Origin of the sequence: Helicobacter sp. 16-1353, from assembly GCF_003288815.1 — a bacterium.
GTDB lineage: Bacteria > Campylobacterota > Campylobacteria > Campylobacterales > Helicobacteraceae > NHYM01.
Genome location: NZ_NHYM01000020.1, coordinates 1 through 19,502 on the forward strand (window position 1 = coordinate 1; position 19,502 = coordinate 19,502).

26 protein-coding genes are annotated in these 19,502 nt (G+C 33.7%); 1 reads left to right on the forward strand and 25 read right to left on the reverse strand.

Going from position 1 to position 19,502, the window contains the following annotated elements; genetic code table 11:
- From CCY99_RS09060 to CCY99_RS09170, 23 genes are all read right to left on the reverse strand, one after another.
- A partial coding sequence (locus CCY99_RS09060) for a hypothetical protein (RefSeq protein ID WP_220092253.1) occupies positions 1–827 on the reverse strand: 827 nt, incomplete at its 3' end.
- A 9-nt stretch (positions 828–836) separates the two neighbouring features.
- Positions 837–1,175, reverse strand: a complete 339-nt coding sequence (locus CCY99_RS09065; RefSeq protein WP_112061098.1) for an SPASM domain-containing protein — start codon at positions 1,173–1,175, stop codon at positions 837–839.
- A complete protein-coding gene (locus tag CCY99_RS09070; RefSeq protein WP_112061099.1) occupies positions 1,144–1,896 on the reverse strand; it encodes a radical SAM protein in 753 nt (250 codons plus the stop codon). Before CCY99_RS09070 ends, CCY99_RS09065 begins: the two co-directional genes overlap by 32 nt.
- A gap of 123 nt (positions 1,897–2,019) precedes the next feature.
- On the reverse strand, positions 2,020–2,922 hold the full coding sequence (locus CCY99_RS09075) for a radical SAM protein (RefSeq protein ID WP_112061100.1): 903 nt from the start codon (positions 2,920–2,922) through the stop codon (positions 2,020–2,022).
- Positions 2,906–4,054, reverse strand: a complete 1,149-nt coding sequence (locus CCY99_RS09080; protein WP_112061101.1) for a Gfo/Idh/MocA family oxidoreductase — start codon at positions 4,052–4,054, stop codon at positions 2,906–2,908. Before CCY99_RS09080 ends, CCY99_RS09075 begins: the two co-directional genes overlap by 17 nt.
- Positions 4,055–5,470, reverse strand: coding sequence for a hypothetical protein (locus CCY99_RS09660; RefSeq protein ID WP_181646908.1), 1,416 nt, complete (start codon positions 5,468–5,470; stop codon positions 4,055–4,057). It abuts the gene before it with no gap.
- Complete coding sequence (locus tag CCY99_RS09090; protein WP_112061102.1) at positions 5,467–6,225, reverse strand: SDR family oxidoreductase; 759 nt, start codon at positions 6,223–6,225, stop codon at positions 5,467–5,469. The genes CCY99_RS09660 and CCY99_RS09090 overlap by 4 nt, the downstream gene beginning before the upstream one ends.
- A gap of 1 nt (position 6,226) precedes the next feature.
- Positions 6,227–6,463 carry a phosphopantetheine-binding protein gene (locus tag CCY99_RS09095; protein WP_112061103.1) on the reverse strand — a complete coding sequence of 79 codons (237 nt, stop codon included), beginning with the start codon at positions 6,461–6,463 and terminating at the stop codon, positions 6,227–6,229.
- The gene (locus CCY99_RS09100; RefSeq protein WP_112061104.1) at positions 6,460–7,560 is read right to left on the reverse strand and encodes a ketoacyl-ACP synthase III; all 1,101 of its coding nucleotides are present in this window, start codon (positions 7,558–7,560) and stop codon (positions 6,460–6,462) included. Before CCY99_RS09100 ends, CCY99_RS09095 begins: the two co-directional genes overlap by 4 nt.
- On the reverse strand, positions 7,553–8,212 hold the full coding sequence (locus tag CCY99_RS09105) for a transferase (protein ID WP_112061105.1): 660 nt from the start codon (positions 8,210–8,212) through the stop codon (positions 7,553–7,555). The genes CCY99_RS09100 and CCY99_RS09105 overlap by 8 nt, the downstream gene beginning before the upstream one ends.
- A gap of 11 nt (positions 8,213–8,223) precedes the next feature.
- Complete coding sequence (locus tag CCY99_RS09110) at positions 8,224–9,549, reverse strand: fatty acid--CoA ligase family protein (protein WP_112061106.1); 1,326 nt, start codon at positions 9,547–9,549, stop codon at positions 8,224–8,226.
- Positions 9,542–10,252 (reverse strand): SDR family oxidoreductase, encoded by a 711-nt coding sequence (locus tag CCY99_RS09115; protein ID WP_112061107.1) that lies wholly within the window; start codon positions 10,250–10,252, stop codon positions 9,542–9,544. Before CCY99_RS09115 ends, CCY99_RS09110 begins: the two co-directional genes overlap by 8 nt.
- 4 nt (positions 10,253–10,256) lie before the next feature.
- Positions 10,257–10,550 (reverse strand): hypothetical protein, encoded by a 294-nt coding sequence (locus CCY99_RS09120; protein ID WP_112061108.1) that lies wholly within the window; start codon positions 10,548–10,550, stop codon positions 10,257–10,259.
- A complete protein-coding gene (locus CCY99_RS09125) occupies positions 10,540–11,427 on the reverse strand; it encodes a WbqC family protein (RefSeq protein ID WP_220092254.1) in 888 nt (295 codons plus the stop codon). Before CCY99_RS09125 ends, CCY99_RS09120 begins: the two co-directional genes overlap by 11 nt.
- 246 nt (positions 11,428–11,673) lie before the next feature.
- On the reverse strand, positions 11,674–12,903 hold the full coding sequence (locus CCY99_RS09130; RefSeq protein ID WP_112061109.1) for an ATP-grasp domain-containing protein: 1,230 nt from the start codon (positions 12,901–12,903) through the stop codon (positions 11,674–11,676).
- Positions 12,900–13,481, reverse strand: a complete 582-nt coding sequence (locus CCY99_RS09135; RefSeq protein WP_112061110.1) for a hypothetical protein — start codon at positions 13,479–13,481, stop codon at positions 12,900–12,902. The genes CCY99_RS09130 and CCY99_RS09135 overlap by 4 nt, the downstream gene beginning before the upstream one ends.
- Entirely contained in the window at positions 13,478–14,170 is a 693-nt protein-coding gene (locus tag CCY99_RS09140) for an acyltransferase (protein WP_220092255.1), read from the reverse strand. Before CCY99_RS09140 ends, CCY99_RS09135 begins: the two co-directional genes overlap by 4 nt.
- Complete coding sequence (locus CCY99_RS09145; RefSeq protein ID WP_112061111.1) at positions 14,167–15,033, reverse strand: formyltransferase family protein; 867 nt, start codon at positions 15,031–15,033, stop codon at positions 14,167–14,169. The genes CCY99_RS09140 and CCY99_RS09145 overlap by 4 nt, the downstream gene beginning before the upstream one ends.
- Complete coding sequence (locus CCY99_RS09150) at positions 15,030–15,728, reverse strand: formyltransferase family protein (RefSeq protein WP_112061112.1); 699 nt, start codon at positions 15,726–15,728, stop codon at positions 15,030–15,032. Before CCY99_RS09150 ends, CCY99_RS09145 begins: the two co-directional genes overlap by 4 nt.
- Positions 15,729–16,748, reverse strand: a complete 1,020-nt coding sequence (locus tag CCY99_RS09155) for a hypothetical protein (RefSeq protein ID WP_112061113.1) — start codon at positions 16,746–16,748, stop codon at positions 15,729–15,731.
- Positions 16,745–16,942 (reverse strand): GNAT family N-acetyltransferase, encoded by a 198-nt coding sequence (locus tag CCY99_RS09160; protein WP_112061114.1) that lies wholly within the window; start codon positions 16,940–16,942, stop codon positions 16,745–16,747. Before CCY99_RS09160 ends, CCY99_RS09155 begins: the two co-directional genes overlap by 4 nt.
- The gene (locus CCY99_RS09165) at positions 16,929–17,297 is read right to left on the reverse strand and encodes a GNAT family N-acetyltransferase (RefSeq protein WP_112061115.1); all 369 of its coding nucleotides are present in this window, start codon (positions 17,295–17,297) and stop codon (positions 16,929–16,931) included. The genes CCY99_RS09160 and CCY99_RS09165 overlap by 14 nt, the downstream gene beginning before the upstream one ends.
- Positions 17,298–17,651, reverse strand: a complete 354-nt coding sequence (locus tag CCY99_RS09170) for a hypothetical protein (RefSeq protein ID WP_112061116.1) — start codon at positions 17,649–17,651, stop codon at positions 17,298–17,300. It abuts the gene before it with no gap.
- A gap of 76 nt (positions 17,652–17,727) precedes the next feature.
- Here CCY99_RS09170 and CCY99_RS09175 point away from each other — a divergent pair, with 76 nt between their 5' ends.
- Entirely contained in the window at positions 17,728–17,913 is a 186-nt protein-coding gene (locus CCY99_RS09175) for a hypothetical protein (RefSeq protein ID WP_112061117.1), read from the forward strand.
- Positions 17,914–18,064: 151 nt separating this feature from the next.
- Here the strand turns inward: CCY99_RS09175 and CCY99_RS09180 are convergent, their stop codons facing one another.
- On the reverse strand, positions 18,065–18,679 hold the full coding sequence (locus tag CCY99_RS09180; RefSeq protein WP_112061118.1) for an acyltransferase: 615 nt from the start codon (positions 18,677–18,679) through the stop codon (positions 18,065–18,067).
- Positions 18,679–19,461 carry a dTDP-4-amino-4,6-dideoxyglucose formyltransferase gene (locus CCY99_RS09185; RefSeq protein WP_220092256.1) on the reverse strand — a complete coding sequence of 261 codons (783 nt, stop codon included), beginning with the start codon at positions 19,459–19,461 and terminating at the stop codon, positions 18,679–18,681. Before CCY99_RS09185 ends, CCY99_RS09180 begins: the two co-directional genes overlap by 1 nt.
- Positions 19,462–19,502 lie beyond the last annotated feature (41 nt).

The window sequence follows — 19,502 nt, forward strand, 5'->3', positions numbered from 1 at the left end:
TTACGCTCTGGCTCAAAAAAATAGATTTGCTTATAATTTTTATTATGTTTTATAAACTCCAAGCTACTCTCGCCCTTATACGCCCCAATATCAAAGAAAATATCAATATTTTTTAACGGCAGGAAATCCTCAAAATACTGCTCCTTTGGTCTAAAGCTAAAGCCCTCCATAAAGCGAAAATCACTATTCAATCTAAAATTTACTATTTTCTCAAACTGCCTTTTAGATTCTGCGTCATTTAGGAGATTATAGATATTTTCATATGCATTTTTATTATCCCAAAAATGTGCTCTAAAGTCTTTCCAAGTGCTTATTTTGGTATTATTTATACTTGCGATAAATCCATCGAAAAACTCCAAATCAAGCAAATCTAAGCCAAATTTCTCACTTTCTTTTAGATTTTCTATAAGATTCTCGTTTTTTCTAAATTCATAATTTACTTTATAAAATGCGAAATAATCCATAAATTCCAATTGCTTATTTTGTAAGGATTCTAGCTTTTGCAATGCTGTTTGCGTCTGGCTCGTTACTACTACTACTACTACTACTTTACCTTTTTTTAAGCCCTGTGTTTTGATGATTGGAATCTTAATTTCCTTTAAAGTATTAGGCGGATTAGTAGAATCTGGCATATAAAAAATATCAAAAGTTTTAGTGGTGAAGTCATCTACAATCGCTTCGATTGTTAGATTTTTCTTTAAAAGTTCATTAATAATGCTTTTACTATATTGATTATGACCAAATATATATCGCTTTGTATCACCAGCTAAAAACTCCCTAAAAAAGGCGATTTGCTTATCTGTGATGTTAGTTTTTTGTATATTCATTTTTATCCTTTATGTTAAGTTTTCTAATAATCTTAGATGTGCTTTTTGATTGTGATTACCAAAATATCCATCATTACAGGTTTTACAAGGGGTGGATTTAGGAGAATCTATAAATAAATTCTCTCGCCATTTCGCCCAAATCTTAGAGCTAAAAATATCAAATATGCTTTCATTTTTAAGATTCCCAAATATATATTTTGCATTATTAATATCATCGGGAAATAGATTACAACAAGGGAAAACTCGCCCTTGATAATCAATAGTAAATTCACGAAATATCTTAATGCAAGGAGTTTGCCTTTGATTGATACTCAAATTATGTATTACCCCCCCCCCTATCATTGCCATATAAATCCCAATTTGTAGTATTTACAAGCATATTGCACTTACCAAAATAGATGCTAGAAGTTATGGATTGATTTGGATTTATGGTATATTGGGGTGTTTGTAAACCTAGCTTGGAGTAGAATTTCCCTAATACTTTTTTTGCCCAAATATCATTGTAAGAGTTGATTTTAGTCGTGTGAAGCGTAATATTTAGGGAATCTAATCCGCTAGATTCCAGCTTTTGCAATGTAGAAATATCTATAAAATCACCATTGGAATTAAATCGCAAAAAGCATTTTGGCAATCTCTTTTTAATCATACTAATCCGCTCAAATAAATCTTTATCGCTCAAAGGCTCATTATAGAGATTTAGGCAAATCGTGGAGTTATAATCTATGGATTCTAATTCGCTTAGAATCTTAAGAAATATTTCATTATCGATATTATGATTTTCTTTTCGCTTAAATGTCGCCAAAGGACAATAATGACAAGTTCTATTACAATATGAATTTGTCTCTAGATTAATAATACAAACAAAGTTTTTAAATATCTTTTTCTTTCCATTATGGTTTAATTTTCCTAGATTCTTGCCAAATAGATTTTTATACATATTTATTATTTCTTTGGATTCATTAAAATTATTTATAAATTTCTCAAAGTAGAATCTCCCCGCCGTTTTGTTTAAAGGGATATTTGGATTCCTAGAATCTAGCTCATAAGATTTGCAATTTTTATTTTTCATTTGTTTCTCCAAATATCTTTTTTATTGTTTCTAAATGCTCATTTAGGGATACTGTGCTAGCCATATTTGGGTATTCACAAGATTTGCAAATCGGTGGTTTTTGTGATTTAAGATGCAATTTTATTAGCTCCAAACGCGATTTCCCCCCCCCCATATATTTTTTAGATTATGCGTTTTTATATTTCCAAGTTTGATTTTCCCTAGATAATCCGCACAACAAGGGCTAATATCGCCATTTGAGTGAATCATAAGTTGATAAAAAATATTTGGACAAAGATTATCTTTTTGCGGTTTTATATGTTTATATTGATGTTGTAATTTCGTTGTTTCTTTTTGTTCTTTTGAGAGATTTATTGATAATGTTTCAGCCACATCCATTAAAGGCCATATATTTGCCACTCCATCGATAAAAATACTATCGCAATAATCACCAAAAATATCTAAAAATCGCTCTTTATCTGCATTGCTATAATAATCGCCATTGATTTTTATATGAATATGACAATTTTTCTTATTGGCATAGAAATATTTAATATTGTCTAAGATGTGTTTAAATGATGTTTTTTTGCCAGAGAATGTTAGATAATTATCATCGCTTAATCCATAAATAGAAAAATGCACTTGATTAAGCCCAGATTCTATTATCTTATGCGTATTTTCCTTTGTTAAGAGCGATACATTTGTCGTTGTCGCTATCCTATCTACAAGCTTAGAATCTCTTAAAATCTTTACCATTTTATAGAAATTCTTATTTAAAAGTGGCTCACCAAATCCATGCAAATGCACCATTTTTATAGAATCCTCAAAATCCCCCAATTGCTCTACAATCATATTAAAAATATCCATTGTCATAAGCTGTAATTGCATTTGTCGTTTTATCTTTTTATTTGCTTGGAAGCAAAATTTACAAGCAAAATTACAAATACTGCTTGGGTCGATATACATTGTAAGCGGGGTTTTTAATGGCAATAGTTCAATTAATGGTTTTCTATCTTTACTTGTTGGGGCTCTAAATTCTGCTTTCATTTATATCCTTTATAATTATTTGTGATTTATTTTTATACGATTTGCTAACTGCCTCAAAAAATATTAGCTCTTGAATGGCACTCTTTATGCCAAATGTATATGGCGAAAAAGGTTTATTATTTTTAAAATTATTTAGCGAAGTGGCAATATCATTGTAGTAATTCCCAAATGCCTCGATAAATCCCGCCGGATGCCCAGCCTTAAAGCGATTATATCTAGCGAGATTTGCTATATTTGCCCTTAGTGGCGATGCTCTATCTTTTATTATCCGCTCTCCCTCCTTTGTGTTTATTAGCAATTCTTCGGGGTTATTTTGTATCCATTCACTGCTAAGATTTTCCCCGAAAACTCGCACTTTCAAGCCATTCCTAAAGCCAAGTGCAGATTTGGAATACCACATATTTACAATCAAATCATCGCTAAATGATGCCAATATACTCACATCATCGATTATATGTTTAAAATGCCCAGCACTATTTGCCAAAGCAAGGACATTTTCTGGCTTTTTGCCACTTAAAAATGATATGATATTTTGCGTATGCACCCCCAAATCTAGTGAAATAATGGGAATCTCTACATCACTCAATCGCCATTCTTGCGGTTTTGGTGGCATTCCATTAATATTTCTAATGAATCCCTCTTGTGGCATTTCAATCTGTATATTATGCACTCGCCCAAAATCTCCATTTATAATCATCTCTCGCAATTCCCTAAGCATAGGATAGCCTGTGTAATTATAGGTGATAGCTAAGAATCCATTTTTGGAATCCAAAATATCTTTAATCTCAAGAGCTTCTTTTAGGCTCATACAAAGCGTTTTTTCACAAATCACGGCATAGCCATATTTTAATGCATCACAAACGATATTTTTATGCGTTGGCGTAGGCGTAAGAACGCAAATAGCATCGATATTTTCCCGCTCATTTTCTAGTAAATCCAAGTAATTATCATATAGATTAAAATCATCGTAATTACACCATAAACTAGCACTTTGGCGATTTATTTCCTTATTTCTACTAAAACAAGCGGCTTTTAGTGAGAATCTATGGTCCATTTGTGAAGCGATAAAATGCGTATATCCAATAGCAGAATCCACCGCCCCACCGATAAAAGCTAGATTAAATACTTTCATTTAAGCCACCTTTACATTTTCGCTTTGTGGATTGGTAAAGCTAATCCTTGCGACGGGGAGTCCCTCGACCCACCTAAAATTTTGAGGACTTCGAAAATAATTAGTGGTGAATCCTCTATTTATTTTAATAAAGGGATTCGCCCCTTTAAACCACCCGAAGCTACCCGCTAAAGGCGGGAGAAATGGCAGTGGAAATTTGCTTATTTTTTTAATAAGAGGCATTGCCTCTTGTGGGAAACTACGCTTTGCTTGTTTTACGATAAGGGGCGTTATCCCTTTAGCTACAAATATTTTTATTTCGCTGATAAACAAAATTTGTCCTTTGCAAGAAGCTATGCTTTTAAATCCCCTTAAGCTACCCGCTAAAGGCGGGAGAAATCGCATTGTGGATTCGCCTAGTTTTTCAATAAATGGCGTTGCCTCTTTAGACTCCATTAAGCTACAAGTCTTTTTACTTGGCAAGAAAATTTCGTTTCGCTTCATTTCGTTTTCAATGAAACTTAAGAAGTTTTTGTATTGTATTCGCGGATTGGCTTCGCCAAGCCTTGCGACGAATGGCTTGGCTTTGTTTTTCAAGAAATTTTGCTTCGCTTCGTTTTTAATCTCCATAAAATCCCACTTTGTAGATTCTAAAGCTAATGGAAATTTATGAAGTGGAAATTTACTTGAGATGGAAAATGATGGAGATTCTAAAGGATTGAAAGAATCTAAGCGATTTTTATACGCTCTAAGCGAATTTTCAAATACTAAGGTAAGGTGGAATCCTAGTTTTTTATAATTCCCCCCCCCCATATCGCAAAAACTAGCTAAAAATTCTTTTTCTTTTTTTAGTATTGTTTGGCTATCTAAATCATAGATTTTCTTTGCGGGATTGCCATAGTAATAGCTCCATGATTTTAGCTTTCGCCCCATATTGATACTCATTGCTCCAAGTATTGAGCCTATTTCAAAATAGCTTCCGGGTAAAACTAGCGAATGAGCTCCAATATGAGAGTGGCGAACGAGAATAACGGGTTTTTCTTTGATATTTCTAAAATCATTTGCCACACAAGGACCAATTAGAAATCCGCCATTAAAATCATCGCTACTAGCTAGAATCTGTGAGCCAATGCTAATCCCACAAAAATCCCCCAAAGAAACTCCCGCTTTTCCGCCGATAATCCCGCTATAAATAGCAAGATGCACAAATGAGCCAATGCTAATTTTCCCACTTAAAAGCACAAAATCATCAATGCGGACATTACTACCAATGGAGATATTTGATGGATTGTAGATTCGGCACATTTTGGAGATTAGGACATTTTCGCCAATGCTCTTAAAGCCAATTTGGCTTAATTCATCATCATTATAATGATTTAGATTCCGCTGATTTGAAAGTGGATTTATATACTTTTTAGGCATATTTATATTTTTCATAGGCTTCCACCTCCATCTACTACTATAATCTGCCCTGTAATCCACCTTGAGAGTGGCGAGAGTAGAAATATAGCGATTCCCACAATATCGCTAGGTTTGCCAAGCCCAAGAGGATAGGTTTTAGAGATTTTATCTATGTATTCTTTATCATATATATCACTCCAAGATTCTGTCATTTCTGTTAGTGTAAATCCCGGGGCGATGGCATTTACGCGTATATTTTTAGGGGCAAGTTCAATTGCTAGGGATTTAGTAGCGACATTTAATGCACCTTTTGAGGCACTATATTGGGAGATTCCCGCATTTGCTTTTATGGTTGCATTTGAGCTTAGGAATATTATCGAACAACCATTATTATTTGCTCTTCTATCGCTAAGGGCTTTTAGTATTTGCATATTTGAGAAATAATTTATTTCAAATAGCATTTTCGCGTTTTCCACAGACAGTGCCGATTGAATCGGCACTGTCTGCTGGATTCCAGCAGATAGTGTAGCTCCATCGAATCTGCCATATTGCTTTGAAAATTCAAAGATTTTTTTATCTAAATTTGTAGAATCTGCTAAATCTACTATCTCACTAAACATTAAATCTGGATTTTTAGATTCTGCTTTTAGGGATTCTAATCTTTGTTTATTTCGCCCTAATGCTAGTATTTTTGCCCCAGCTTTATTTAACTCTAATGCGATGGCTTTGCCTATGCCACTACTTGCCCCACTTATAAGATAGAATTTATTCTTAAAGTCAAATTCTAACATTCTATTTTCCATTTGAGCTATTTATAGGAGCTAGGGAAAGAATGTCTGCGATAGTTTTGCATTCTTTTAGCTTATTGCCTGAGATTTTGATATTAAATAATATTTCATATAGATTGATAATGGAAATAATAGCTAGGCTGTCCCACTCTTCTAGGGAATCTAACTCATCGTTTTCATTTAAAGCATCATCTTTTTGTAAGGCATCTTGTAGTTGAAGTAGTAATTCTTCTTTTGTCATTTTGTCTCCTTTTGATAAAATTTAATGTTAATCATTGGCGAATCTAGCTCCAATAATGCACTAGCCCAGCTAAGCCCTACGCCAAATCCACTTAAGATTACTTTTAGATTCTTTTCTATTTTTTTATTTGTGCAGTAGTCGCATATCGCAAGTGGGATTGAAGCGGAGCTTGTATTGCCATATTTTGATATGCTCTCCATTGGCACTTTTTCTAGTGGGATATTTAATCGTTTTGCGATATTTGTGAGAATATAGGCATTTGCTTGGTGGAAAAATATCAAATCAATATCATTTATATTATATTTCCCAAACCCCAAAATCTCTTTTATCGCCTTTGGTTCTTTGTCAATGGAGAAATTAAAGACTTCCCCGCCATTCATATATAGATATTTGGAATCTATATCTTTGGTGGAATCTTTGGAATCTGCGGAATCCATAGAATCTTTAGAATCTATTTCGCAATTAATATCGCTTAAATTTCCACGAAAGCCACTATTTGGAAGTATGATATTTCTATATCCATTACCATTTGCATTTAGGCTAAAATAGCTTTTAGCGATTTTTCGTGTGATTATTGTGGCACTTCCGCCATCGCCAAAAAGTGGAGCAGTATTTGAATCGCTTGGATTTACCACCTTACTCATCGTATCTCCGGCACATAAAAGAATATTATCCAAGTTAGTTTCAATCATCATAAATGCGAGATATAATCCATATACATAGCCACTACAGCCCTGATTTACATCAAAACAAGCACAGCTTTCTTTGAGATTCAAATGTGAATGCAATATATGGGAATTATTCGGCTGGAGAAAATCTGGCGTTTGCGTTACGAAAATCACAGCATCGATTTTATCCCTATCAAGCGATAGCATTTCTAATAATAACCTAGCAGATTCTAGGCATAAATCAAGTGTAGTAGTGTTTTTATCGGCTATATGTCTTTTATCTAGCCCAATTGTTTTTTTGATTCTATTTAGTTTGGCGGTATTATTGTCATAAAATATATTTATTTGAGAATCTAAGCTTATAGAATCTTTTGGCACACAAGCGACAATCCCAGCTATTTTTGCATTATTAAACATAATCTTAGGCATAGCGAAGCCTTTTAGATTCTATGGATTTGGATTTTGGAGAATTTAGCGGAATCTTGGTTTTATGTGCTACCCCCCCCCATTTACGATTTTTGTAAATAGCCAAAAATTCTTTTTCTAAATCTAGGAGTTTTTTATTCCGCTCTGCAATCCTTTTTGCTGGAATCCCAAAATAGATTCCAAATTCCTTTGTAGGACGCATTACTAAGCTAAAAGCACCTATGCTTACGCCAAGATTAGTCCCGCCACTAGATGGCAAAATAATGCTTGTAGAGCCGATGAGCGAGTGCTTTTGAATGTGAATCTTTGCGGTGGAGAGATTCTTAAACTCATTTGGAATCATTGGATTTGTAAGGCTTTCCCCGCTATAATCATCACTAGAGCCATATATCTTAACCCCGCTAGAAATCCCCACAAAATCTTCTATATCTATGCCATTTTCTCCAGCTAAAATAAGACTTCCAGCCCCGATATGAACGAATGAGCCAATAGTAATTTTTCCACTTAAGATTGCAAAATCATCGATTCTAATATTAGAATCTAAGCTTATGTTTTTCACATTATATAAACTTGCTTTTTTGCTTATATAAACATTTTCACCAAAGCTTTTTAAGCCGAGCTTGGCTAATTCATCTTTAGAATAAAAGCTATTCATATATCCCCTTTTTAATTTCTACTTTTTTTCATTCTATCGCTTAGGGCGATTTCATCTACTTTTAGAATCTTGCTTGGAATCTTGTATCTTGGCATTTTGTCCTTGCAAAACTCCCTAATGATTTTCTTTAAATCCACATTTGAGAGTTTAGATTCCTTGCATTTTGGATTTAGTTTGATTTTCGCACTTACGCTTTGTCCTGTTATGGGGTTGGATTCCCCATAGACTAGGCATTCTAATATAAATGGTAATTCTAAAATCACGCTCTCAACTTCTTGTGGGAGTAGCTTTTCGCCACCGATATTAATCATCTCTTTTTTTCGCCCGATAATCTCTATAAATTCCTCGCCATTTTTTTCTACCACTTTCACCAAATCCCCTGTGGCAAAATACCCATCATTAAAAACCGAATTATCGGCGTTTAGATAGCCAAGTGTTTGTGTTTTGGACTTTAAAAATAGCTCTCCATTAATGATTTTATAATCTATATTTTCAAGCTTTATTGCGTTATTTAGTGTTTTTGTTTGGCTTATGCCTGTTTCACTTGTGCCAAATGTTTGGTGAAATCTAGTCTTTGGATAAGCTAATTTCAATCGCTCTAAAAGCGAGTGTGGCATTTGCTCCGCTCCATAGGTGATGATTTTCAAACTACTTAAATCATACATTGTGTGGATTTGGGCGATTAGCATTAGGTTTAATAGGCTTGGGCTGGAGGGTAGAAGCGATATTTTATGCTTTTCTATGGCTTTTGCGATTAGCTCTATATCTTTTCGATTTTCTATTGCGATGCCACATCCGCCGATTGCAAGGCAATTTAAAAGTGTATTAATCCCACCGATGTGGTCGAATCCTAGAAATAAAAGCATTTTAATATGCTTTGGCTTTTTATCCAAATAACCCTCTAACATCAAATCAAAATTATGAATGATTGCTTTTGGTTTGCCTGTAGAGCCACTTGAGAATAGTATCAATCCGCTTGTGCCTTTTAGATTCTCAAATAGTTTATTATTTTTGATATAGTTTGTTTTGGTTGGCTTGGAATCTAAGAGTATATATTCAATTTGGGCTTCGCTTAGTTTGGATTCTATGTTTGTTTCGCCTTTGATTAATGGGGCGATTATCATCTTAGATTCTATACAAGCAAGTAATAAAGCAATAGATTCTAGGTCATATCCGCCTACAATAGCTAAACTAGAGCCTTTTGGGATAGATTCTAAAAGAGTGATTTTCTCATCAAATGCCTTTTTTAAATCATTATATGAATATATCTTATCCTCATAGATTAGGCAGTCTAGATTCCCATTATGGGCGAATATTTTCTCTATAAAACTATTCATTTATGCCACCTAAATAGATGATTTGCCCTGTGATAAAGTCGCTTTTCTCATCGATGAAGAATCTAATTACATTTAGCACATCTTCGAATTCCCCAAATCGCTTTATTGCTTGTTTATCTAGTAGGGAATCCAACTTTGATTTTGGGACATTTTTGATTAAATCTGTTGCAATTGGCGTTGGTCCTATGGCATTTATAGTGATATTAAAAGTGGCTAATTCCTTAGCACAGGTTTGCGTAAAATTCGCAATAGCCGCTTTAGAAGCCGCATATACACTCTCGCCCTCTAATCTTAAAGGGGCGGCTATCGTGGTGAAATTTACTATTCGATTATGTTTATTTTTATTCTTAATCATTACCTTACTAACTTCACGCATAAATAAAAAGCTCCCAAAGAAATTTGTAGCAAATATATCTTTTAGGCTTTTAAATGGCGTGGTTAGAATGTGATTCATAGATGCGATTCCAGCATTATTTAATAAAATATCAATATTCCCAAACTCCCTTTTTACATTTCGTATCATTGTAATCACGGCATTTTCATCGCTAACATCAAGGGCAAAATGCCTGTAATTCTTATGCTCTATGCTAGATTCCCCTCTAGAGCAACCACATACGATATGCCCCTCTTTTAGAAAATATGTGGCTAGATAGCTACCTATGCCCTTTCGTGTGCCAGTTATGATAAATACTTTTGGGTTCATTGCTTTATTCTTTGTCTATTAGGGAATCGATGTATTGAAGCAGTGTTTGCACATCTCTAAATGGCGAGTTTCTAAGGCTCATTGCTCGTTGGTCTGCTAGTATAATAGATAGATTTAATTCATCGTTAAATCGTTCCTCTAAATCTGCGATAAAGCTAACCAACGCTAGAGAATCTAAATTCCCATTTATGCCATAGATTGGCGTATCTAAAGTGGGATTTGCTAGATTTGGATTGTCTAATTCATCGCTTAGATTTTTTAGAGATTCAAATATGATTTTGGTGATTTTATCTTGCATAATTAGTCCTTGTGGTGAGATTAATAGAATTAATAGAGTGGTAAAAAATATAAAAAAGAAGTGTTAGTGTGATTAAACGATAATAATCATAGAGAAAGATTATTAGATAATATCTGCTACCCCCCCCCATAGCGGAATTTTCCGCATTTTTTATAGAATCTATTAATTTATATTGGAGTAGTAGTTGCTTGATTTGTGCTATATCATTAAATGCGATTATATCGATAATACTTAGATTTGGCACAAAATCATTCTCAAATTGCCTATAGATTAGATTCCCATTTGTTTCTAAGAATCTAAGATTGATATTTTCTCTTTTAAAATCATCATTAAAATATAGTCCAATCCCACCTATTGGGTTTATGTAGCTTGTGGCATTTAGGGCTTTGCAAATGGAGATGACCTTGTCTTTGGACTTTAGGCTATGATTTATATCAATGCAAGATGATATGAAAATATTGCTTTTTATCTCCAAATATCTACAAATAAGTAAGATAGAGTGATAGATAAAATCAAATAGATTCTCCCTTGGATACGAGAAAATCGACTCTAAAAGTGGCATTAAGCTATTATAATGTGGAGCTTTTCTATATGCAAAATGAAGCGAATCTAATATCTTACTTGGATTAAAACTATCGCTTAAATATCGCTTATCAATATGCAAAAAATCGGAATCTTTCCGCAATGGCAGGCTAAAAAGGCAATCTTTGTTGTTCTGTAGGAATCTATTGCGATTTACCCATGATTTTTTAGAATACTCTATATTATCGTAAATGACAAATGAATCTACCGCATTTATAAGCTGAAAATAGCCAATATATGGCAAAAAGTATGGTTGCATTATGGCTATTGTTTGATTCTTAGGAATATATTTCATGCGATATTCCTAATATTTGTTTTTAATAAATAGTTGCTAGAATCTAGAATCTTAGATTCTGCTGATTTTTCTAAGGGTTTCGCCCTTAAATCAAGTAAATCGCTAGAAACTAGTTTTGTTAGAATCTTCGCTATAGTTTCGTTTAATGATAAATTAGCAATAAATTGCTTAGATTTAGCGTTAGTAGCGGAGATTTCAATATAAGAGATTATAAGAGAGAATATAATCTCAAATCTTATTTCTTTGCTACCCCCCCCCCATATCGCGTTTTTTGGATACTAATAATTTAATAAAATTATCCATATTTTCCATACGATAGAGCATTTCATCTGTGGAATTTGAGCGAAATATTATCATTCCAAGTGTCGCATTACTCCCGCTAAACGACTTAATCTCATCTCCACTTTTTATAAAAAGCTGATGAAAAACAATATCTTTTTTAAGATTCTGCTTAAATTCTAGTGAGTGGAAAATCCCGCTTTTTTTGGAATGCAACACATAACAAGCAAAATGCCCCAAAATGCGACTTTTAGCAACCTCATCTCTAAACCACTCCAAATCCATTCCCAAGCTAGAGCAGATAGATGCCCTTACCAAATCCACTCCAAAAGTTTTTTGAATGACTTGTGGTATGAGATTTCCGCCATTTCTTGGACCGATTTCTAAAAAATGCACTTTCTTATTTTTCAATCTAATATCAAAGTTATATGCTCCATTTTGTAAGTTTAGGAGAGATAGCACTTTTTGTATTTGCTCTTTTAATATTTTATAATCGCTTTTTGTGCCGATATATGGGAAGCTCTCGCCGATAGGAACGAATGGATTTATATTTGATTTATCAAAATGCTCATTTGCAAACCCACTAAAAATAAGCTCTCCATTGATACTAAAGCCATCTCCTGCGATTTGATAGCCATCAAAATCTATCCACTCTTCGAGTATTAAGGTTTGGCTTTTGGAAAATAAAAGGGATTTATCAAAATATTTTATTAAATCTTGTTTGGATTCTATTCTAAAAACTCCCTTGCTACCGCTAGAATCTACGGGCTTTAAGATTAATGGGGGATTGAAATCAGCAAAACAATCTAGGGCAGAATCTAGATTCTTAAAACTCGTAGATTTTGGGGATTTAAAGCCATTTTTTGCTAGAAAATCCCTAAATAAATGTTTATTTGTGAGTATTTCTACGCTTTTTAATGGTTGGGTTGGTAAGCCTAAATTTTCCGCTACAAATGCCGCTATAGGTGCGGCTGGGTCGCTTGCATAGGCTAGGATTCCATCTATTTTTAGCTTTTTTGCTAGGACTAAAATGGAATTTTTGTCAGTCGTTGAGATATTGTGGTATTCGTGGCTTATGCTATGTCCCGGATTTGTAGGCGTATAATCGCAAGTTATGACATAAAGTCCCATTTCTTTTGCTTTTTTTATCGCTGGGATTTGAAAGTAGCTCCCGCCTAGCATTAGAAGTTTTTTCATTTTAAGTTTTCCATTAATTTACTTCGCGGATTGGCATAGCCAATCCTTGCGATAAGGGGCTTTGCCCCTTTAAACCCCCTGAAGCTACTCGCTAAAGGCGGGAGAAACGACATTGTGGATTCGCTCGTTGATTTATATGTTTCAAGGAGTTTTACTCCCTCGACCCACCTAAAGCTACAAATTTGCGTTGCAAATTTGAGAAATAGCAGTGGAAAATCACTTAGTTTTTTAATAATGGGCTTCGCCCCTTTAAAGCCCATCAAAATACAAGTATGATTTAGCAAAAAACCTCTCTCCGCTTCGTTTTCAAGGAAACTACACTCCGCTTCGTTTTCAAGGAAACTACACTCCGCTTCGTTTTCAAGGAAACTACACTCCGCTTCGTTTTCAAGGAAACTACACTCCGCTTCATTTTGCAAGAAATTCGAGAATCTTTGGTGTTTATTGTTATAGATTGGTTGCATTCCTTGCAATAGGCATTGGCATTTGAAATCCACAAAGATTCTGGTGTAAAGAAAAGATGATATAAATTTGCTAGTTGGCTTAGCATTCAATCTTTTTGCAAAAATTCTACTCATTTTGGGTTTGCTCCGCTATTTTTTAAAGTTGGGTTTAAGCTTTTTAAGAATTGCTTTTCTAAATCCAATAGATTCTTACTTCGCTCTTTTATTCTCCTTGCGGGATTCCCAGCGTAGATTCCCCATTCTTTTGTTGGTTTTGTAACTAGGCTCATCGCTCCTATTGCCACACCTTCGGCTATATCACAGCCCGGCATTATCATAGAGTTTGCCCCGATTATTGCGTGTTTATTAAGATTTACTTTTTTTTCATAGCAACCCCGAAAAGAATCTGGAATCGTGGGATTTGTCATAAATTCCCCGCTATAATCATCGCTAGAAGTTATTATCATCACGCGATAAGCTAGGGTCGAGAAATTTTCTAGTGTTATAGGGGCATTGCCACTTGCTAAAAGATGTGAGCCAATCCCTATAAAAATGTAATCGCTAAGAGTTATATAATTCGCAAGCACCGCAAAATCATCGATTTTTATATTATTTCCAAGCGAGATTCGCTCTGGGCGATAAAATGTAGCTTTTGAGCTTATTTGTAGATTCTCCCCATAGCTTTTAAAGCCGATTTTAGCGATTTCCTCACGACTAAGATATGCCATAGCGAATACCTTTTGCATTAGCATATACATAATGACTTTGTAGTATTGGAGTATGATGATGGATTGCATTATTTTTACAAGATAATTGCCACTCATCTATTTCCCCCCCCCCATAGAATCGCTCTAGTATGCAAGTGCTTAATTTGCTCTTTGGGATAAATCTCTAGTTCTAAAAATTCATTGTCTTTATAGATTAATATCTTGTTTTCATACTGCTCGACTATTTCGTAATTCATATAATCCTTAGCGATAGAATCTAGGTAGGGATTCTTGATTGTAGTGGCTTTTAGCACTTGTATTTCTCCTTGTTTTGTGATTATCTTGCTGGTTTGTTGGGGGATACTAAAGGCATTTATTTTCCTTATTAACTCTTTATTATTTATATTAATGTTGGTTTTTATGTCTTTAGGGCGAGAATAATAGCTCTCTTTGTATTTGGGCTTTGGATTTAGCGGAATAAAATTAGAATCTAATGCCATTTTAAACGCCTTTGCTTCGGCATTAAAACAAAGCTTATAGAGTAAAGACAGCGGGAGATTCTTAATTGGAATCTTAATTTGTGCAAGAATCTCGCCTCTGTCTATTTCATCAGTCATTGTATGCACGCTAACTCCAGCATTTGTGTTGAATAATACTGCTCCATTTATAGGATTTTTGCCACGAAGTTTTGGTAAAAGCGATGGGTGAATATTGATAAATACTTGATTATGCGTCTTTAGCTTGGAGATTGGCAAGATATACGGACATCCATTTGAAACCAGCAAATCAAAACGATATTTTTTTATTTCATTTATCAACGAATCTTTATTGTCAAATATAATAATTGGGATATTTATTGGCGTTTGAAATTGCTTACTTGCATAGGAATCTTTTTGTAAAAAAATGGCAATGAGATTTAACTTGGATTCTAAGATGGCATTTAGCACATTTAATCTATTGCCGATAAATATCGTTTTCATATTTTCCCTCTATTGCTTATTTCTAGATTTGGGAAAAAGCTAGGCGTAGAAGTAGAATCTTTGATATAAACTTGGTGATTTTTTATAAAAATTCGATTTTCTTTAATCCACATATAGATTTGCTCAATCATTGGAATCTGCAGGGATAGCACACTCTCATAATCCACAAAATCGCTTCTCCTTAGAACGCTTTGCATAATAATTGGTCCGCTATCCATTTGGCTATCTATAAAATGTGCGGTATTTCCAAGTAAAAAAGATTTAGATTCTAATTGCTTGTCAATAGCTCTATTTCCTGCAAACATAGGCAGAATAGATGGGTGGAAATTAATAATTTTATTCTTATAAACCTTTAGTAATTCACCCTCTAAGAGCAATCTACCAAAGCAAAAACAATATGTGATTTTGTATTTTTTAAACGCATTTAAAAGTGTGGCACTTAAATATCTATTTCGCTCTTTTTGTATCAAACCTAACTTTTTATAATCAATCTCAAGTAATGGAATCTTGGCTTTATTTGCTAGTTTTTGCAGGGATTCCAAAGGTGGATTATCAAATACGATTAAATGTGTATCTTGCAAGATAAAGGAATCTTTTTCAAAAAGATTTTTTAGCCTAGAAGCCCCACCTGATACATAAAATGCGATTTTATGCACAATGAGCCTCCAAAATCGCATTAGAAATACTAGCGTCATCTATTCGCCCCCCCCCATCAATGGCGGATTTTTTAGATTCTGTGTGGCTTTTTTGGAAAATGGGGCAGATTCTAAACATTCATATATATATTTTGCGATTCTTAACATATCGCTTTTATCGTATCGCTGGTCGATTGGTAGGGGTAAAAGATGAGTTGCTAGATAAAATTCAAATGAATTTTTAGGGCATAACTCCTCTACATTTGCCCAATATTTTGCTATGAAAATCTTATTATTGATTAGGAAATCCCGCATTTTTTGGTTTCCAAAATATGGATAAATCATAGGAATTTCACTAGATTCTAAATCTTTGTGGAATCTATTATTATCTAGAATCTTGCTTAATGTGCTGTAGTTTTTTAAGCGTCTATTTTTTATAAAGGTGTAATTAGTGGATTCTAAAATCGCCTTTGTTAGGTTTGAGATAGTTTTTGGCGGGGTGGAATCTAGCGATTTTTCGGAATCTATAAAGCCCTTATATCCACTTTTCGCCCCAAACTCAAGCCTTTTAAATAAGAAAATCGCTCTATCTAGGCTAGTATCCTGCTCTAAAGTGCTTAAATATCCTAAAAATGGAGCTTTAAACTCATCGTATAATAATCCCCCATCGCTAACGCCTAGAAATTTCCTTGGGCTATAAAAGCAGGTTTTAGATGGTGTGGCAAAAAAGCTTTGGGCGTTGTCAATAATGACATTTGGATATTTTAAAAGGATATTATTCACATTTAAGGAGTTAATACCAAAATAATTCGTATATAAAATCCACTCGCTAGATTTACACTCTAGCAATGGAGCGAAATTTTCACTAATAGAATAAAATTTGATTTGGCAATTTGCCTCCCTTACTGCATCTAGTAAGGTTTTGCAAGTGAAATATGGCATATGGAGTTGCTTGATATGGTGGTTTTTGATGATTAGCTTTAAGGCACTTCGAGCGGATTGCAAATGCAGAGCTTTTGTGTGTGGGTATGACTTAGAATGGGCTAATTCTAAAGCAAAATATCCGCCGATTGCTTTCATTTTATAATCTTTTTTAGGAGTTTTCTAGATTCTATAAAGCCATTTTTTTGATATAGATTGATTGCTACTAGATTATGCGAGCTTACAAATAAATCTATGGAGTGGATATTTTGGCTTAAAAGATTAGATTCCATTATTTTTATTAATTCTTTTGCAATGGAAGTTAGCTTGGATTCGCCCTTAAGAGTTAGCATAATCCCCCCCCCCAATAATGGCGTTTGTAGTGTATTTTGAGCCTTGAAAATCTGGCAATACCGCGATTTGATTTAGATGTCCTCTTTTGCCCTCAAAATCATCTTTGATAAAGTAGTGGCATAGTCCTATAGCTTTATTGTTTGTTGTGGCTAGTAGTAAATGGCATTGATTATTTGCTATGTATTCTAGTAGGGCGTTAAACTTCTCATCAATGAAGTTTTTATTAATTAGCTTTTTTGGGAATGACGCATAGTAGGCTAGGGCGAGAAGTGAAGTAATATCGCTTTTATTGCTTTTTAGATAATTGATATTATCGATTTTATTTATGTAGATTGGGGATTTTGTGCTATTCATTTAAGCCACCTTTACATTTTCACTTCGTGGATTGGCGATGCTAGATTTTACGACGGGGAGTTTTACTCTCTTAACCCAGCTGAGATTTCTAGGACTTTGAAAATGATTAGTGGTAAATATTCTATTTATTTTAATAAAAGGCATTGTCCCTTTAAAGCCCATAAAGTTGCAAGTATTTTTACTTGGCAAGGAAATTTCGCTTTGCTTTGCTTTATTTTCAAGAAACTTCGCTTCGTTTTCAAGGAAACTACGCTTTGCTCCGTTTTGCGGGAAACTATGCTTCGCTTTGTTTTCAAACTCACAAAGTGTTAGCTTCTTGTAAAAGCTACCCACTAAAGGCGTGAGAAATGGCAATGGAAAATCACTAATTGATTTATAAAAAATAATAAAAATTGCATTTTGTGGAAATTTACTTGAAAGTGATGGAGATTTGCAAGATTCGCTAGAATCTAGATTCTCTTTACTAAAAATAGCATTTGTAGTTTTATTATTAGCTAAATATTTTTCTAAAATAGGATTAAAAAGAAAGCAAATTTTGGCAGATTCTATAAATGCACCTATAGAATTACCAAATAATAAATATTCTTTATTGCAGTCTAGGGATTCTAGTATTTGAGCTTTTAGGGAATTCTCTATATAGATTAAATCTAATTTTTGGTTTGGATTCTCTAGATTCTGGGATTTTTTTGAACTATTTAAAATTAGATTATAATAATTTGGATTCCATAAAATGAGATATAGGTTTAGATTCTTAGATTCAGCTTTGATTAAGCTTCGTTTTTTGCGATTCCCCCCCCCATATCATTATTTCTACTCAAGAATCTTTGGAATTCTTGCTCTAACTTTAGGATATTTTTAGAGCGATTTTTTATTTTTTGAGCTGGGATTCCAGCATAGATGCTAAATTCTTCCGTGCTATTTTTTAATAAGCTCATCGCCCCAAGCACAGTTCCTTTTCCGCAAACTACTCCGGGTAAAATAGTAGCATTTGAGCAAATTTGCGTATGGGTGTTTAATAACACTTTTGCTTCTTTTACATTGCAAAAGATTTTATGAACCATTGGGCTTATTAGGAATTCGCCACTAAAGTCGTCATTTGTGGCAAAAATCGTAGCTTTTGGTGAGATAGTAGAAAAACTATTAATCTCTATTCCGCCCTTATTACTTCCGCCATATAGGGCTACAAATGCACTAATATGGATAAAATCCGCAATGATAATTTTTCCACTTAAAATACAAAAATCATCAATGCGGATATTATCTCCAAAAGCCATCAAATGGGGATTGTAAAGACTTGTTTTTTTAGATATTTGGATATTTTTAGGATTGTTGGGTAGAGAAATCCCTAAATTTCTTAACTCATCTATGCTAAAGTGAGCCATTAAGCACTCCTTTGCAAAAAAGGAGATGGCAGATTTACTCTACTACCCCCCCCCATATCGAGTTTTTCTATATTATTTTTTGGATTTCTTATTTCAAGACGAACATAGACTTTATTGCCGTTTGCATCTATGAAATATGCGTTATTATGCGGTTTGTGGCTTAATGCTCTTAGATAGTCTAATGCCTCTTGCATAGTGATAGTTTTTTCTAAATCAATCCTACACAAATCGCAAAAATCTCTTTTTGAATTGTAATTTCCCTTAGTTTTAAGCTTTTTTACCTTGAAGTTATGATTTAAGATATTATGGATATTTTTCTTAAAAAGCTTTATTTCAGCTCTTAGTATTTTTTTGTATAAACTTAGGCTTGTATCAAATGGCTCTATTTTAACTTGGATTTGCTCGATTATATCTCCGCTATCAATATTAGAATCCATAATGTGTAAAGTCGCCCCGATAGGCAGTTTATTGATTATAGAAAAACTTTGTGGATATATGCCTCTATTATGGGGATTGTATCCGGGGTGGAGATTAATACAAAGGACTTTTTCTACTAAAATATTTGGGAAAATCTGCTTACTATGGATTGAAAATCCTAAATCATAGCTCAATAAAACTTCATAATTTGATTTGATATTTTTTGGTTTAATGAAAGTGAATTCTTTAAATATTTGCTTAGATTCTGGAGAACAAAAATAATCTATATTGTAATCTAAAGAGCGTAGAATCTTATATATAGCTTTGAATATATTTATATTATCGCTAAAAACAAAGATTTTCATCATATTCCTAAATTTAATTATGAAAATAGATAATTTTCAAA